The following is a 15580-nucleotide window of genomic DNA, read 5'->3' on the forward strand; positions in this document are numbered from 1 at the left end:
CTCCCTTACAGCTCGATACCCTTCTGGGCCTTGATGCCTTGGTCCTTGAAGGCGTGCTTGACCACCTTCATCTCGGTGACCGTATCGGCCAGTTCGATCAGAGCCTGGGGCGCGTGGCGCCCGGTCACCACCACATGCTGCATCGCCGGTCTGGCCTGCAGGTCGTCCAGCACCCGGTCGAGATCCAGGTAACCGTAGCGCAGGGCGATGTTCAGCTCATCGAGCAGTACCAGCGCGATATCGGGATCCTGAAGCAACTTGCGGGCCTTGTCCCAGGCGGCTTCGGCGGCGGCGACATCGCGCTCCCGGTCCTGGGTGTCCCAGGTGTAGCCCTCGCCCATGACGTGGAAGGCCACTCCGGGCTGGCGGCGATAGAAGGCCTCCTCCCCGGTAGAAAATGCGCCCTTGATGAACTGCACCACGCCCACCTTCATGTCGTGGCCCAGCGCCCGGGCCAGCATGCCGAAGCCGGATGAACTCTTGCCCTTGCCGGGGCCTGTCAGCACCAGCAGCACGCCCTGTTCCTTGTCGGCACTGGCGATGCGCTCGGCCATGATCCGCTGCTTGGCGGCCATGCGCCGGGCGTGGCGCTCGGGATCAACATTCTTCGGAGTCTGTGTCGTGGGGGATGGCGTCGTAGGGGACGTGTGCGTCATGGGAAACTTCCTTGGTGGGGCGCGGCGGATTAAGCGACGAGGCCACCCGCGGCATGAAGACGGCGGCGCCATCGACCTCGGCGACGCTCAACGGCTGGTCGTAGAGCCGCTCGAGGGCCGACGTCACCAGCATATCGTCGCGTGGCCCCCAGCAGGCCGCGCCGTCGGGATACAAAAGCAGCAGGTGGTCGCACCAGCGCGCCGCCAGATTGAGATCGTGCAGGCACATCACCACGGCGGCACCCTGGCTTGCCTGTTCGTCGAGCAGCGCCATGGCGGCCACCTGATGATGCAGGTCGAGGTGGTTGGTGGGTTCATCCACCAGCCAGATCTGCGGCGCCTGGGTCAGCACCGTGGCCAGGCTGACCCGCTGGCGTTCGCCGCCGGACAGGGTCGCCAGCGGCCTGTGGGCCAGGTGAGCGATATCGAGGCGTTCAAGCGCGCCCAGGGCGCGCTGGACGTCGTCCTCGCTTTCGTTCTGCCAGGCCCGGAGGAAGGGATGTCGGCCGATCAGCGCGGTCTCCAGCACGCTGGCCGGAAACTCGTCATGGCGCTCCTGGAACACCACGCCCAGACGCTGGGCAACGGCGCGCCGGCGCCAGTCGGTCAGCGGCCGGCCGTCCAGCCTCAAGCGCCCATGGCGTGGCGCCCTGAGCCCGGCAAGGGTATGCAAAAGCGTGCTCTTGCCGGCGCCGTTGGGCCCGAGGATGCCCCAGCGACTGCCGGGCTCGATGGAAAACGACAGCGGCTGACCGTCCGCCCTGCCGGGCACGTCGATCACCAGCGCTTCGCAGGACAGCGAACAAACTGGCAGCGCCAGGTCGGTGGATGCGGGTCTGACAGCCATGAGCGCCCCCTATCCCTTGCCGTGGCTGCGATGCAGCAGGTAGAGAAAGCTCGGCACCCCGATCAACGCGGTGATCACCCCTACCGGCAACTGCTGGGGGGCGATCAGGGTTCGCGCCAGGGTATCGGCCAGGGTCAGCAGGCAGCCGCCGGCCAGCAGCGAGGCCGGCAGGATCAGACGCTGGTCGGCACCCAGTCGAAGGCGCAGCATATGCGGCACCATCAGGCCGACGAACCCCACCGATCCGGCGGTGGTCACCGCGGTGGCGGTGGCCAGGCTCGCCGCCAGATACAGTCCCCATTCCAGCGGGCGCACCGCCACGCCCAGCGCCAGCGCCTGCTGGCCGCCGCGGGCAAGCACGTTGAGGGTCCGCCCCAGTGGCACCAGCACCAGCGCCGACAGCGCGGCGATCACCAGTACCGGCCAGGGGCTGCGGGCGTAGGCCATGTCGCCCATCAGCCAGTAGAGCATGCCCGGCAGCTCTTCCACCGGGCTTACCGCCAGCAGGAAGGTGATGATCGCGCCCCAGCCGGAGGCCATGACGACCCCTGTGAGCAGCAGGCGCGCCGGCGACCAGCTGCCGCTGCCATGGGCCAGGCCAAATACCACCAGGATCGACACCAGCGCACCGGCAAAGGCCGAGGCCGAGACCAGCGCCGCGCCAAGGCCAGCCAGCATGGCACACAGCGCCGCCACCGAGGCCCCGCCGGAGAGCCCGAGCACATAGGGGTCGGCCAATGGATTGCGCAGCAGTACCTGCATCAAGGCGCCGGCCAGGGCCAGCAAGGCCCCGGTACCGAAGGCGGCCAGCGCACGGGGCAGGCGCAGCTCCCACACCAGGGTCTGGTGGAGGGGGCTGCCCTGCCCGGTCAGCGTCAGCCACAGCTCCATCGGTGACAGCGCGACGCTGCCCACCGACACGGCCAGCACCACCGACACCACACCGAGCAGCGCCAGCAGGCCCAGCGGACGACCTCGCCGGGTGGGCCGAAAGGTAGCGCTGGAGTCAGCGGCGTTCACGGGCAGAGTCCAGATGTTGGCACAGGGTTCGGGTGCCCTCGACCAGGCGCGGCGTCGCCCGCTGCACCAGGTCAGGGTTGATGAAATAGAGGTTGTCGCGGACCACCGCGGTCATCTGCGGCCACTGGCGCCAGGCGTCGAGCCAGGTGGAGTCCGCCTTGCCCATGCCGCCGGTGATGATGACTTCCGGGTCCGCGGCCAGCACCGCCTCCCGCGACAGTCGAGGCACCAGCGGCGCCTCGTCGGCGAATAGATTGACGCCGCCACAAAGTGACAGCGCTCGACTGATCCAGTGCTCACCGTTGACGGTCATCAGCGGCTGCTCCCATACCTGATAGAAGACCTCGACCGGTGCTGCGTCAACGTAGCGTTCGCCGAGGGCCGCTACCGATTCTCGCAGCTCTCGGGCCGCGGTGTCGCCGGTATCCGCCGAACCGGCCAGGCGACCGAACCGCTCAAGCGTCGTGGCGATCTGCTCGAAGTTGGCGGCGTCCGAGCGGAACACCGGCAGCCCGAGTTCATCCAGGCGTTCGACCTGCTGTCCGGGATTACCCCCGGCCCAGGCCACCACCAGGTCGGGGTCAAGCGCCAGTAACGACTCGAGGTCGAGTCGATCGTAGCTGCCCACCTGGGGCAGCGAGCGCGCGGCCTCGGGATAGTCGCTGAAGCTGACTACCCCCACCACCCGCTCGCCGGCCCCCGCCGCGAACAGCATCTCGGTGACGCTGGGCGACAGCGCCACGATGCGCTCTGCCGGCGCCGCCAGGCATAGCTCCCGCTCGGTGTCATCGACCACGCAGATGTCCTCGTCCCCGTCGGGCGAAGAGGACGCCATGGCGGCACCGGTCAGCGCCGACAGCACCAGGCCGATGCTGGCCGAGACAAGCGAGCGGCGGATGATCACAGGTTGAAGCCGACGCTCAGGTAGGCAGCACGTCCCGGGTTTTCGTAGTCCCAGCCACCTTGAAAGGCAGACGCACGCGAGGTGGCGTACTCGCGATCGAAGACGTTCTCGAGCGTCAGGTTGGCCTTCCAGTCCGGCGCAAAGGCCCAGCCGGCGCGCAGGTCCAGGGTGCCGTAGCCGGCCAGACGCTCGTCGTTGTCGACGTCATTGTAGCGGTGGTCCTGGGCGATGAAGGAGGCCCCCAGATTCCAGTCACCCAGCTGGCGATCGGCGTCCAGGCGCAGGGTCTGGCTGGCGCGGCGAATCAGCTGCTTGCCGGTGTCACGGTCTTCCGGGTCGGTATAGGCGACGCTGGCCGCCAGGGTCCACTGGTCGAGCTCGAGCCCGGTGGCAAGTTCGATCCCACGAATACGCGCCTCGTCGACATTGAAGGGGGCAAAGCGGCCATCCCTCGACTCATTGGCGATCAGGTCGTCGACGTTGGTCTGGTAGAGCGCCAGATCCCAGTAAAGCCGCTGGTACTGACCACGCAGACCAAGCTCCCAGGTCTCGGACTCCTCGGGCTCAAGATCGCTGTTGCCAAAGCCGGGGAAGTACAGCTCATTGAAGGTCGGGGCGCGGAAGGCGGTACCGTAGCTGGCACGCAGGGTGTGCTGATCATCGAGGGCGTAGCCCAGCGCCAGGTGGCCGGTGACCTCTTCATCGTAGGCCTCGTTGTCGTCGTGGCGCAGACCCGCCTGCAACGAGAACGGATGGAAGTCCATCAGTGCCTGGGCAAACACCGCCACGTTGTCGCGGCTGGTCTCTTCGTAATCGGTGGTGCTGTCGACCTTGTCCTCCAGATACTCGGCGCCGGCGATCAGCTCGTGGGCACCGAGCTGCAGGGTATTGTCCCAGCGAACGGTATGGGTCTCGGTGTCGAACTCGGTGGTGCTTCCAGGCCCAAAGTCGTTGGGCTCGGAGTGGTCCTCCAGCTCATCGCGGGCCTCGCTCAGGGTAAGACGCGACGACCAGATATCGGTCACCGGCACCTCGGCGTAGACACCGGCCACCTGCTGCACATAGTCGGAGTCGCCACCTTCGTATTCGTTGTTGCCGCGGGCACGCAGTCCCAGCAGCCCGAGGTTGGCGCCGTTGTCGAAGGTGTGGGACAGACTCACCAGACCCGAGGTGTTGTCGTAGGCCTTGTCCTCGCCACCGTCGCGAATCTCGGTGCCGTCGCTGTCCAGGCGGGTGGCGCTGAACTGGTAGGAGGTACCGCCCTCGCGGCCCGACAGACTGGCTGAGGCCCGCTGGGTATTGAAGGAGCCGGTACCGAGCTGCACGCTGGGCGTCGGCCCTTGTTCATCGGGCTTGTCGGTGAACAGCTGAACCACCCCGCCCACCGCGTCGGCGCCGTAGAGCGCACCGCGGGGACCGCGTACCACCTCGATACGCTCGAACATGCGCGGCTCCAGGTACTGCCAGGCAGGCCCGCCATTGGTGGCCGAGCGCAGGCGGATACCGTCGATCATCATCACCGAGGCGGTGCTGCCGGTACCACGGATATAGACGCTCGCCTGCTTGCCGAAGCCACCATTGGTGGAAATATCCACACCGGGCTGGCCACGCAGGGCGTCGGTAATGCTGACCGGATCGCGGCGCCTTAGCGCCTCTTCATCGATGACGCTGACGGAGGACAGCGACTGACTGGCGGTACGCGGCGAAAGCGTCGCCGACACCACCAGCGGGTCGAGTTCGGTGGCGGGCTCGGTGGTGGGCTCGATAGAGACCTGTTCGACGGAGGACGGCTCGGCGGTCGTCACGTCGGAGGAAGCGGACTGCTGGGCACTGGCCTGGCTCACCAGTAGCCAGGGGGCGGCGGCAAGGCCGACGCACAGACGCAGGCCACGGGAGCGGCAGGCAACAGAAAGACGAGCAGGGGCGAAGAAAGCAGACGACATGGTGTATCCCTTGGCACCGTGCGCACCCGCACGGCGTAGACCCTCGAAGGCCGAGGAGCGAACAGGGGACACAGAACGCTGGACAGGACACCCGGGAGCGTCAAGAACACCAAACTGACAGGCAAGCGCTGCGCGTCGGGACCCCACCGCCCCTTGGCATGGCTCTTCAGGCCGGTCTCCGGGCTGACGAGATGAACCATCGAAGCGTTTCGACGGTTCGGCGCGTTCGCCTTCCCGTGACTGGCTGAGCGGGACACAGGGTCCGGTCGCATCAGGGGTCAAGGACCCTGTCACAGTGGCGTGGTGAGCGCGCTTGACTCGATCACCGTTGCGGGGGCAGCGTCGGATTGGCACCGACTTCCCGTTTCACCCCTCGTGTCTACTTCTGGCCACGGCGTCTTGCGTCAGAAAGGACTGACGCCGTGGTCATGCTGGCACGTTTCGGGGCACCTGAGAGTGCGCGTAAGCTAGCAATCGGCACAGCGGGCGTCAACGAAAAGCGCCGTTCGGCTTGTTCGACTGGTTCGATGCCGGGTCTGTTCGCTCAGTCCGCTCGGCCCGCTGCGGTAGCCTCCTTCCCATCGAGCCGCATGGTCAGGCCATGGCGTACGTAGTGTACCTGGCTTGCCAGGCGCACCGCGTCCTGGGACAGCCAGCCCATCAGATCACGCAGGCGGCGCTGGGCCGGGTCCACCGGGACGATGCCGCGCCCCACCTCGTCAAGCACCAGCACGCGCCGTCCCGGCGAACTGGCCCAGCCAGTCAAGGCCTCGCGCCAGCGCCGGCCCAGCCGGTCATCGTCGGCGCTTGCTGACTCGTTTTCACGTTGGTTCTCAAGTTCGTTCTCTAGTTCGGCCTCGAGCCAGGCAAGCCAGCCGCTGATGACGAGGGTGTCGCCATCGTCGATGGCGGGACCAGCGCCCGCACCGGGCACCCGTCTCATCATCTCGTCGGCGTCGCGCCAGCGTGCCTCGGGGTAGCGCTCGGCTACCCGCTGACGCTTGCCTGACGCGGTACCGCCGATGAAGACGTGCATGTGATGCCCTCTGCCTGTCGAATGAGTGTCCAGCGCCGACCGGCGGCCTGACCGACGACGCCCTCCCAGAACGGCACGCCCTCGAACTCTCGGCGCAGCTCGCGGATCACCCCGCCGTGGGTGACCACCAGCACGCGCCGATGGCCGGCCTCGACGGCGGCATCGAAGATGGCGCCGAGGGCCAACGCCAGCCGGTCACGCAGGTCCTGGGCGGATTCACCACCGGGAGGCGCCAGCTCACCGGCGCTGTCGATCCACTCCCGGTAGACCGGATCGTCCTTGAGCTCTTCCCAGTTGCGCCCCTCGAACTCGCCGAAGTCGTTCTCGCGCAGGCGTTGGTCCAGGCGAGGCTCCGGCCAGCCACGGCCCTCGGCGATATGGGCCAGGGTCTGGCGGCAGCGGGTCAGGTCGCTCGACACCACAGCGTCGAAGCGCTCGCCTTCCAGTTCCAGGCGCAACCGATCCATATCGGCCAGGGCGTCGGGCATCAACAGCTCGATATCGCGCTGGCCCTGGTAGCGCTTGTCCAGGTTCCACTGGGTCAGCCCGTGGCGAACCACCACCAGCTCGAGACACACATCAGAAGCCATAGTTCTCCTCCCTCGATGGCACTGCCCAGCATATCGCCGTTGATGCCGTGAAAGGCTCGGATCATCCCCCGGGCGAAGACCCAGGTAAAGCCCCCGCTGGCGAGCAGAACCCCCACCAGCCCGGCTACGTTCGTCCCGCCCGGCTCCAGCAGCAGTCCCGCGGAAACCACCACCAGAAGAGGAACCAGGGCAAGCACCAGGTCGCGCCAGCCAAGGCCCTGCTGCCAGCTATGGGCGAGTCCCTCGGGCCGAGCAGCGGGTACGCCGATCAGCAGCGCCACCGCGCTGGCTCTGGCCAGGGCGGGTACCACGACCAGCCACAGCAGAGCCCCGTCGGTCGTGAGCCACCACCACAACAGGACCGCCTTCCAGGCCAGCAGGAACACCAGCGCCAGCACGCCAAAACTGCCGACCTGCGGGTCCTTCATGATCTTCCAGCGGCGCTCGAGCGGCGCATTGCTGCCCAGCGCATCGGCCAGGTCCATCACACCGTCCAGGTGCAGCCCACCGGACAGCGCCACCCACAGCGTCAGCAGCACCAGTGCCTGGATCGGCGTGGGCAGCGCTGAGGTCAGCGCGGCGGCCACGGCCAGCAGCACGCCGATCAAGAGCCCCACCAGCGGGTAGCAACGCGCCGCCCAGCGGCGGTTGGCGCCGTTCCAGTCGATCATCACCGGCAATGGAATCCGGGTCAGAAACTGGATCGCCAGCCCCAGCCCGGCCAGTGCCGGCAGCACTCGCGGCCTTAGATCACTCACTCGACTCTCCTCTACCCAGCCTGTTGCCCGCTCCTGCCCTCACGTCAGCGGGACGTTCCCCCGCCGGCTTCCACTCGATGGCCTGCCCCGCGACCACCTCCACCACCCGATCGGCACACCGCGCCAACAGCAGGTGCAGACGCTGGAGCTCGCTCAGGTACCAGCGCACCAAGGCGTCCTTCGGCGGCAATTCCTCGTTGAGGTCGTTGGATACGACCACCAGCGCGATATCACGTCGGCGAGCGTCCGCGAGCAGCGCTGCTAGTTGGTTAAAGGCGTCTCTCGCCGCAGCGCGCCGGTCGTCACGCTCGAGGCCGTCGGCAAACAGGCGCTGACTCGACCACAGCGTCAGGCAATCCAGCAGCACGGTGTCGCCTGTGCTCACCTGACGCCAGGCGACCAACAGGTCCTGCGGTGCCTCCAGCGTATGCCAGCGGCTGTCACGCCGGGCCTGGTGGCGCGCCACCCGCGTGGCCATCTCGCCCTCCTCGGCCCTGGCGGTTGCCAGGTACCAGAGCTGCCCCCGGGGCTTGTCGGCGTGGAGCGCCAGTGCCGCCTGTTCGGCAACGTGACTCTTGCCCGAACGCACGCCACCGCTGACAAAGGCGATCATCGGTTCTCTCCACGAGACTGGGCGTCGCCGAGCCAGTCGCCGAGCCAGTCGCCAAGCCATCTGAGCAGGCGATCATTGTCGGCTCGGCGCTGCAGCGCCACGCGAATCCAGGCGCCGTCCAACCCGTTGAAGGTGTGGGTGTGGCGAGCCAGACAACCATGACGTGCCAGATACGACAACAAGGCTTCGCCATTGGCCTGCGACGGCTGGCCCGGCGGCCTGAACAGCACGAAATTGGCCTGGGAGTCCACCACCGTCAGGCCCAGATCGCGCAGGCCTGCCGTCAGATAGGCACGCTCGGAGTGAAGCCAGTCGCGCGTGCGACGCGCAAAGTCGCCATCGGCCAGCAGCTCGGGAACTACTGCGGCAGCCAGGCCGTTGACGCTCCAGGCCACCTGATGGTGTTGCAGCGCACGACAGCGCTGCGGGGACGCCACCAGATAGCCAAGCCGCAGCCCCGCCAGGGCGTAAAACTTGGTCAACGAGCGCAACAGCACCAGCGGCTCGCCCTGTTCCACCAGATCGGTGAGCGGGGCTTCATCGTCGGCAAAGTCGACGAAGGCTTCGTCGATGACCACCAGGGTGTCGCTGCGCCTGGCCGCCGCCACCAGCGCTTCCACGTCACTTCTGGGAAGGCGCGTGCCGGTGGGATTGTTGGGGCGACACACAAACACCAGATCGACAGGGGCAAGGCGCGCCGAGAGCGCCTCGACGTCCAGCCGGAAGTCATCTCCGCTGAGCTGCAAACGCTCGATCTCGATATCGTTGAGCCGGCATGCCCGGGCGTACTCACCAAAGGTCGGCTCGATGATCAAGGCGCGGGTGCGACGATAGGCCCGGGCCACCAGGTGGATCGCCTCGGCGCCGCCGTTGGTCAACACCACCGACGGTGGCGCTATCCCCAGAGACGCCGCCAGGGCCGCCACGGCGTCCCGGTGCTCGGGGTCAGGATAGTGGCGCACCTCGTTCATGGCGCGGGCGAGCCAATCAGCAAGCCAGGCCGGCGGGCCCAGCGGGTTGAGGCTCGCGCTCACATCCATGGTCGGTGTCACCGACGACAGGCCAAGTCTGTCGAGCAGCGCCGCGCCCTGGCCGCCGTGATCAGGCCAGCAAGAGCCCTGGCCCTGCGTTGGCGTCTGGCTCGCGCTTGTGTCGCTCAGGTGCCGAGTGTGGGTCGATGTCATCGCACGGCCTCCAGCACCAGGATGATCAAGGCCAGCAGTGTCAGCACGCCCGCCGTACCGGCGTAGAGACAGCGAATCGCGGCGTCGATGTGACGCGCCTTTAACGTCTCGGTGGGCGTACCCAGCCGCGCCCGGTCGCTGATCTGATCGCCGTAGCGGTTTACCCCGCCCAGCTCGACGCTGAGCAGATTGGCCACCATGGCCTCCGGCCAGCCGGCGTTGGGACTGGGGTGGGCCGGTGCCTGCCGGCACGTCGCCGACCAGGCGCCGCGCCTGCGCAGCCCCGGAACCACCGCAGCAAGACACCACATGGCCAGCGCCGTCAGCCGAGCCGGCAGCAGGTTGACCAGATCGTCGAAGCGAGCCGAGGCCCAGCCGAACTCGCGGTAGCGATCGCTGCGATGGCCGACCATGGAATCCAGAGTATTGGCTGCCTTGTAGGCCAAGGCCAGGGGCGCACCGCCAAGCAGAGCCCAGAACAGCGGTGCGGTGATGCCATCGACGGTATTTTCGGCCACGCTCTCGACGCACGCTCGGCTCACCCCGGCCTCGTCGAGCTCCCGGGTATCGCGCCCGACGATGGCCGAGACCGCGCGCCGCGCCTGATACAGATCGCCCCTTGCCAGCGGTGTGGCCACCGCGCGGGCCGCCTGCACCAGGCCCCGGCAGGCAAGGCAGGTCCACAAAAGCAAGCCCTCCACCACCAGCGCCAGCCAGGGCGAGACGACACCGGCAAGGCCAATCGCCAGAGTGGCCAGCGTCCATGCAAGCCCCACCACCACCAGCGTGAGCACCACGCCCTTGGCTCGACGCGCCTGCGGCCTGCCACGGTTAAGCCGCGCTTCCAGGGCGCCGATCAGTCGGCCCATGCCGACCACCGGATGCGGCAACCAGCGTGGATCTCCCAGCCAAAGGTCCAGCACCAGGGCGGCGAGCACCAACGCCAGCAACTCGGGGCTCAGTGGCGGCAGCGTCATGGGAACCACCACCCCCTGGCCGCGCTGTCGTCATCTACTCTCACGACGTCTGCTCGCCTCATGCCGACGGGCCACCCTCGACTCCGGCGTCGGCGAATGTCGCCATCTCGCTGAGCATGGCGCAGGCACTGGCGAGCAGCGGATACGCCAGGGCCGCGCCGCTGCCTTCGCCCAGGCGCAGGCCAAGTGACAACAGCGGCTCACCGCCGAGTGCGGCCAGCGCCTCACCGTGACCGGCCTCATCGCTGCGATGGCCAAACACCAGGTAGTCGCGCACGCCAGGCGCCAGCCGAGTCGCCGCAAGGGCCGCTACCGTGGCGATAAAACCGTCCACCAGCACCGGCGTGCGACCCGTCGCTGCGCCCAGGCAGGCCCCTGCCATGGCGGCGATCTCGAGCCCGCCCAGACGCGCCAGTGTATCGAGGGCGGTATCGCCAGTGCCCCGTGCCAGCGCCCTGGCGATGACCTTGCGCTTGTGGTCCAGACGCGCATCGTCGATACCGGTGCCACGCCCCACCACCTCCTCGGCGGAAAGGCCGGTAAAGGCGGCCAGCAGAGCACTGCTTGCGGTGGTGTTGGCGATGCCCATCTCTCCCAGGATGACACAGCGGGCACCCGCAGCGCGGGCGCGCTCGACGGCACGAATGCCGACCTCAAGCGCCGCCTTTACCTCGTCGGGACTCATGGCGTCCTCGCAGGCGATATTGCCGCTGCCCGCCCGCACCCGATCGAGCACCACACCCGGCACCTGGTCGCTGGGCGTGGCCACCCCAACGTCGACGACCTCGAGCCGGGCATTGATCTGGCGGGCGAAAACGTTGATGGCGGCGCCCCCGCGGGCGAAGTTGGCGACCATCTGGGCGGTGACCGAGGCCGGAAAGGCCGACACGCCTTCCGCCGCCACCCCGTGGTCTGCGGCGAACACGATGATGGCCGCAGGGTCGACCCGGGGTAACGGCTCTCCGGTCATCGCCGCCAGATCCGCAGCGAGCTTCTCGAGTCGACCCAGGCTGCCGGGGGGCTTGGTCAGGCTATCGAGACGTGCACTGGCCAGGCGGCGGGCCTCAAGGTCCAGCGAAGGAATGCGGCCAATATTGGAGGAAAGAGTTGAAGCAAGGGGTGACTCAAGGGTCGAGTCAAGCGTCGAGGCGGGAGTAGAGGACGAGGACTGGTCACGCACGGCGATATCCTGATGGCACAAACGCCGCCCGGGCGGCGAATAAGAAAAAGACCGCCCGAGCCTTCAGACACGCAAACAGGCGGGCAACAAGCCGCCGAGCTTAGCAGATCACCGAAAGGCGATCTTCCCTCGGAAACGGATCCGCGATCGAGCGTCTATGCTGCAGGTCGTGCTGCAGGTCGTGCTGCGGGTCGTGCTGCGGGTCGCCTTGCCTCATTCAAACCCCGTTCGAGCCCCGTTCGAGGCCCCCGCATTCATCATGATTCGACAGGACGACCGACGCCGCGCCCGGGTGGGCACGGCGTCGGTATCTATTCATGAAACGGTTCTACTGGTGATACCGCTCGAGCGTGACCTCAGGCAAAGACGTTGAGACACCAGGTGATGGCGGGCACGGAGACCATGTCGATCAAGACGGCGCCACACAGCGGAACGATGATGTAGGCCTTGCTCGATACCACCTTATAGTGGTCGCAGACGGCGCCCATGTTGGCGAAGGCGTTGGGCGTAGCGCCCAGGCCAAAACCGATAAAGCCGGCGGAGAGTACGGCGGCGTCGTAGTTGCTGCCGAGCGAACGAAAGACCACCAGCGCCGCGATGGCCATGATCACCAGCGTCTGAATCATCAGGATCAGCGCCAGGCCAAGCCCCATGCCCTGCAGTTGCCAGATCTTCAGGTTCATCATGGCCATGGTCAGGAAGATCGCCAGGCTGACTTCTCCGATCAGATTGATGGCGCGCTCGGACACCTCGACCAGGCGAAGGTGATCGTTCAGGTTGCGCAGCACGATGGCCACGAACATGGCCCCGACGTAACTTGGCAGCACGATGCCGAGTTTCTCTTTCATGAATTCGCGGCAGGCCAGGCCGATGACCATCACCGGCACCACCACCGCCATGGCCTTCAGTACCCGATGCGGGGTCAGCGTCTGATCGTCTTCGCTCAGGTGTTCCTCGTGCAGATCGGCAAGCCCACCGACCTCCTCAGCCTCGATGCGAAGCTTGAACCGCTCGATCAACCAGCGGGCGAGAGGCGCGCCCAGCAGACTACCGGTGATGACACCGTAGGTGGCCGCCGTCATGGCGGCGGTCAGGGCGCCGTCGGCACCGAGCGCTTCCGCCTCTGGCCCGAAGGCCGCCGCACCGCCAAAGCCGCCTTCCAGCGAAGGCCCGCCCGCCATCAGGCCGATCAGGGGGTCGAGCCCGATCATCGAGGCGACGCCGATACCGATACCATTTTGCACCAGTACCAGGGCCCAGCAGGTCAACAGGAAGATCACCAGCGAACGCCCGCCCCTGGCCAGCACCGAGAGACTGCCACCGAGCCCTACCGTGGCGAAGAAGGCGATCATCATCGGATCCTGAACGCTGGTGTCCAGATCCAGCGTCAGCACGTCCATCGATCGCAGCAGCCATACCAGCACGGCGAAGCCGATGCCCCCGACCACCGGCGTCGGTACGCACATGCGCTCGAGCCACTCCACCCGGCGCCGAAGCTGAATGCCCACCATCAGCAGGACCAGCGCCAGTGCCATTGTTTCCACAGCGTTCAAGCCTATATTCATCTGCCTTCGCTCTCCTTCGCCCTCGAAGGACACCCTCCTGGTGACTTTCGGTGCGGCTACGCCAGGTGCCCGCCCTTAGACTACTGGACAAACATTCAGGCATGAGAGGGGCCTATTTGTCGTGGAGCAAGCTTTTGCTCCCTCTTGTGTCCTCAGCGGTCCGCCCCACCCGAGGGAGGGTCCAGGCAGAAACAGCGGTTCACACTCAGCCAAGGGAGAAGGTGCCAAGGGCCACGACCAATGACACAGAGGGCGATGACCAACGACACAGAGGGCGAGGGCACCCTGACGGTCGAGTCGACGATGGCAAAGCAAAGGAGACCGCCCTTTGGGCAGGCTCGGGGAAGTTGGTCATGCACAAGCAATGATCGTTTACTATGCTGTCTTGCATGCCCATCAAGGCACACTTTTAGCTGAGCCAGCAGACTCAGCCTTCCCTCCCCCTGGTTCCAGCCCAGCGGGCGGGGATCGGAGGAAATACAACGATGCCGCCGGCCTTTACGCGCCGGCTGTCAGGACCTGACCAGCAAGTAGTAAGTCGACCAGCAAGGAGAGCAGGCCAACACATCACTCCGCTGTATCAATGCCATGTCATTGACATCATTTAATTTAAGGGAACGATCATGAAAGTGTATTCGTCGGCAATACCTTCGCCCTGGAAGGGCATCGTGGCGGCATCGATTGCTGCGGTCGGCCTGGCAGCCAGCATTCAGCCAGCGTCCGCGACCGAAGAAGAAACCTCTTCCGAGGCGTCATCAGACAAGCCCAACATTCTGGTCATCATGGGCGATGACATCGGCTGGTTTAACACCAGCGCCTACAACAGCGGCATGATGGGTTACACCACGCCCAACATCGACAGCATCGCCGAAGAAGGTATCCGCTTCACCGACGCCTATGGCCAGCAGAGTTGTACCGCCGGCCGCTCTGCCTTCATCACCGGTCAGTCACCCAAGCGTACCGGTCTTCTCAAGATCGGCATGCCCGGCGACCCGCTCGGCCTGCAGCCGGAAGATCCGACCATCGCCGAGATCCTCAAGCCGATGGGCTACGCCACCGGTCAGTTCGGCAAGAACCACCTCGGCGATCGCGACGAGTACCTGCCGACCAATCACGGTTTCGACGAATTCTTCGGCAACCTCTACCACCTGAACGCCGAAGAAGAGCCGGAAAATCCCGACTATCCCACCGATCCAGGCTTCCGTGAACAGTTCGGCCCCCGCGGTGTCATTCGCTCGTCCGCCGATGGCCAGATCGAGGACACCGGCCCGCTGACTCAACAGCGCATGGAGACCATCGACGAGGAATTCCTGGCCGCCACCGAGGACTTCATCGAGCGCCAGGAAGCCTCCGATACACCCTGGTTCGTGTGGTACAACACCACCCGCATGCACATCTTCACCCACCTCAAGGAAGAGAGTGAAGGCCGCACCGGACTTGGCGTCTACGCCGATGGCATGACCGAGCACGACGCCCTGGTCGGCCAACTGCTCGACAAGCTGGAAGAGCTGGGTGCCGATGAGAACACCATCGTCATCTACACCACCGACAACGGCGCCGAGAAGTTTACCTGGCCGGATGGCGGTACCTCGCCCTTCCGTGGCGAGAAGGCCACCACCTGGGAAGGCGGCATTCGGGTGCCGTTCATGATGAAGTGGCCAGGGCATATCGAGCCGGGCCAGGTGTCCAACGACATCCTTTCGCTCGAAGACGTGTTCCCGACCCTGGTCGCCGCCGCTGGCGTACCGGACATCAAGGAGCAGCTGCTTGACGGTTACACCGCCGGTGACAAGGACTTCAACGTACACCTGGATGGCTACAACATGCTGCCCCACCTGACCGGTGAGGAAGATGCCGGCGAGTGGCCGCGCGACACCTTCTTCGCCTTCGTCGATGATGGTTCCCTGGGTGCGGTGCGCTTCGGCCAGTACAAGGCACACTTCAGCATCCAGGAGCACGAGGGCATGGATGCGTGGCGCCGCCAGCAGACGCCGCTCAAGGCACCGCTTCTGATCGACCTGCGTGCCGATCCGTTCGAGATGGCGCCGGAAGACTCTTCCTACTACGACGACTGGCAACTGCGTCGCATGTACGCCTTCGGTCCGGTGGGCAAGATCGTGGCAGACTTCATGGCCACCTTCGAAGAGTACCCACAGCGTCAGGAAGCCGGCTCCTTCACGCCGAAACAGTAACAGCGACATCAGCAAGCAGACAGGAGGCCGCCCATTGGGCGGCCTCCTGCCGTTGTGCTCCCCGTTCAGCTCTTGTTCAGCCCCCGTTTATCTCCTTATTCAGCCCATAGCTCTG

14 protein-coding genes and 1 riboswitch are annotated in these 15580 nt (G+C 66.2%); of the genes, 1 reads left to right on the plus strand and 13 read right to left on the minus strand.

The features are described 5' to 3' along the window. Positions 1–5: 5 nt before the first annotated feature. From cobO to gltS, 13 genes are all read right to left on the minus strand, one after another. Positions 6–656: a cob(I)yrinic acid a,c-diamide adenosyltransferase gene (gene cobO, locus NFI08_RS20305; RefSeq protein WP_253552278.1), complete on the minus strand. Its 651-nt coding sequence runs from the start codon at positions 654–656 to the stop codon at positions 6–8. Beyond that, entirely contained in the window at positions 598–1503 is a 906-nt protein-coding gene (locus NFI08_RS20310; RefSeq protein WP_349591374.1) for an ABC transporter ATP-binding protein, read from the minus strand. Before NFI08_RS20310 ends, cobO begins: the two co-directional genes overlap by 59 nt. Positions 1504–1512: 9 nt before the next feature. After that, positions 1513–2529, minus strand: a complete 1017-nt coding sequence (locus tag NFI08_RS20315) for a FecCD family ABC transporter permease (protein ID WP_502881150.1) — start codon at positions 2527–2529, stop codon at positions 1513–1515. Continuing rightward, positions 2510–3427 carry a cobalamin-binding protein gene (locus NFI08_RS20320; RefSeq protein WP_349591375.1) on the minus strand — a complete coding sequence of 306 codons (918 nt, stop codon included), beginning with the start codon at positions 3425–3427 and terminating at the stop codon, positions 2510–2512. The genes NFI08_RS20315 and NFI08_RS20320 overlap by 20 nt, the downstream gene beginning before the upstream one ends. After that, positions 3424–5370, minus strand: a complete 1947-nt coding sequence (locus NFI08_RS20325; protein WP_108448889.1) for a TonB-dependent receptor domain-containing protein — start codon at positions 5368–5370, stop codon at positions 3424–3426. The genes NFI08_RS20320 and NFI08_RS20325 overlap by 4 nt, the downstream gene beginning before the upstream one ends. 170 nt (positions 5371–5540) lie before the next feature. Then, a riboswitch (cobalamin riboswitch) is annotated at positions 5541–5785 on the minus strand. Positions 5786–5914: 129 nt separating this feature from the next. Next, on the minus strand, positions 5915–6406 hold the full coding sequence (locus tag NFI08_RS20330; RefSeq protein WP_045994589.1) for a bifunctional adenosylcobinamide kinase/adenosylcobinamide-phosphate guanylyltransferase: 492 nt from the start codon (positions 6404–6406) through the stop codon (positions 5915–5917). Then, the gene (locus tag NFI08_RS20335) at positions 6358–6996 is read right to left on the minus strand and encodes a histidine phosphatase family protein (protein WP_045994588.1); all 639 of its coding nucleotides are present in this window, start codon (positions 6994–6996) and stop codon (positions 6358–6360) included. Before NFI08_RS20335 ends, NFI08_RS20330 begins: the two co-directional genes overlap by 49 nt. Next, on the minus strand, positions 6948–7733 hold the full coding sequence (gene cobS / locus NFI08_RS20340; RefSeq protein ID WP_045994617.1) for an adenosylcobinamide-GDP ribazoletransferase: 786 nt from the start codon (positions 7731–7733) through the stop codon (positions 6948–6950). Before cobS ends, NFI08_RS20335 begins: the two co-directional genes overlap by 49 nt. A gap of 13 nt (positions 7734–7746) precedes the next feature. Next, positions 7747–8367 carry a bifunctional adenosylcobinamide kinase/adenosylcobinamide-phosphate guanylyltransferase gene (locus NFI08_RS20345; protein ID WP_108448888.1) on the minus strand — a complete coding sequence of 207 codons (621 nt, stop codon included), beginning with the start codon at positions 8365–8367 and terminating at the stop codon, positions 7747–7749. Beyond that, entirely contained in the window at positions 8364–9551 is a 1188-nt protein-coding gene (cobD, locus tag NFI08_RS20350) for a threonine-phosphate decarboxylase CobD (protein WP_108448887.1), read from the minus strand. The genes NFI08_RS20345 and cobD overlap by 4 nt, the downstream gene beginning before the upstream one ends. After that, entirely contained in the window at positions 9548–10528 is a 981-nt protein-coding gene (cbiB, locus tag NFI08_RS20355; protein ID WP_108448886.1) for an adenosylcobinamide-phosphate synthase CbiB, read from the minus strand. Before cbiB ends, cobD begins: the two co-directional genes overlap by 4 nt. 58 nt (positions 10529–10586) lie before the next feature. After that, on the minus strand, positions 10587–11621 hold the full coding sequence (gene cobT, locus NFI08_RS20360) for a nicotinate-nucleotide--dimethylbenzimidazole phosphoribosyltransferase (RefSeq protein ID WP_108449019.1): 1035 nt from the start codon (positions 11619–11621) through the stop codon (positions 10587–10589). A 443-nt stretch (positions 11622–12064) separates the two neighbouring features. Continuing rightward, a complete protein-coding gene (gene gltS / locus NFI08_RS20365; protein ID WP_108448884.1) occupies positions 12065–13273 on the minus strand; it encodes a sodium/glutamate symporter in 1209 nt (402 codons plus the stop codon). Positions 13274–13896: 623 nt separating this feature from the next. On the opposite strand from gltS, the gene NFI08_RS20370 reads away from it, so the two are divergent. Beyond that, complete coding sequence (locus NFI08_RS20370) at positions 13897–15465, plus strand: arylsulfatase (RefSeq protein WP_108448883.1); 1569 nt, start codon at positions 13897–13899, stop codon at positions 15463–15465. Positions 15466–15580: the final 115 nt, after the last annotated feature.

Source organism: Halomonas sp. EF61, assembly GCF_040147045.1.
Lineage (GTDB): Bacteria > Pseudomonadota > Gammaproteobacteria > Pseudomonadales > Halomonadaceae > Halomonas > Halomonas litopenaei.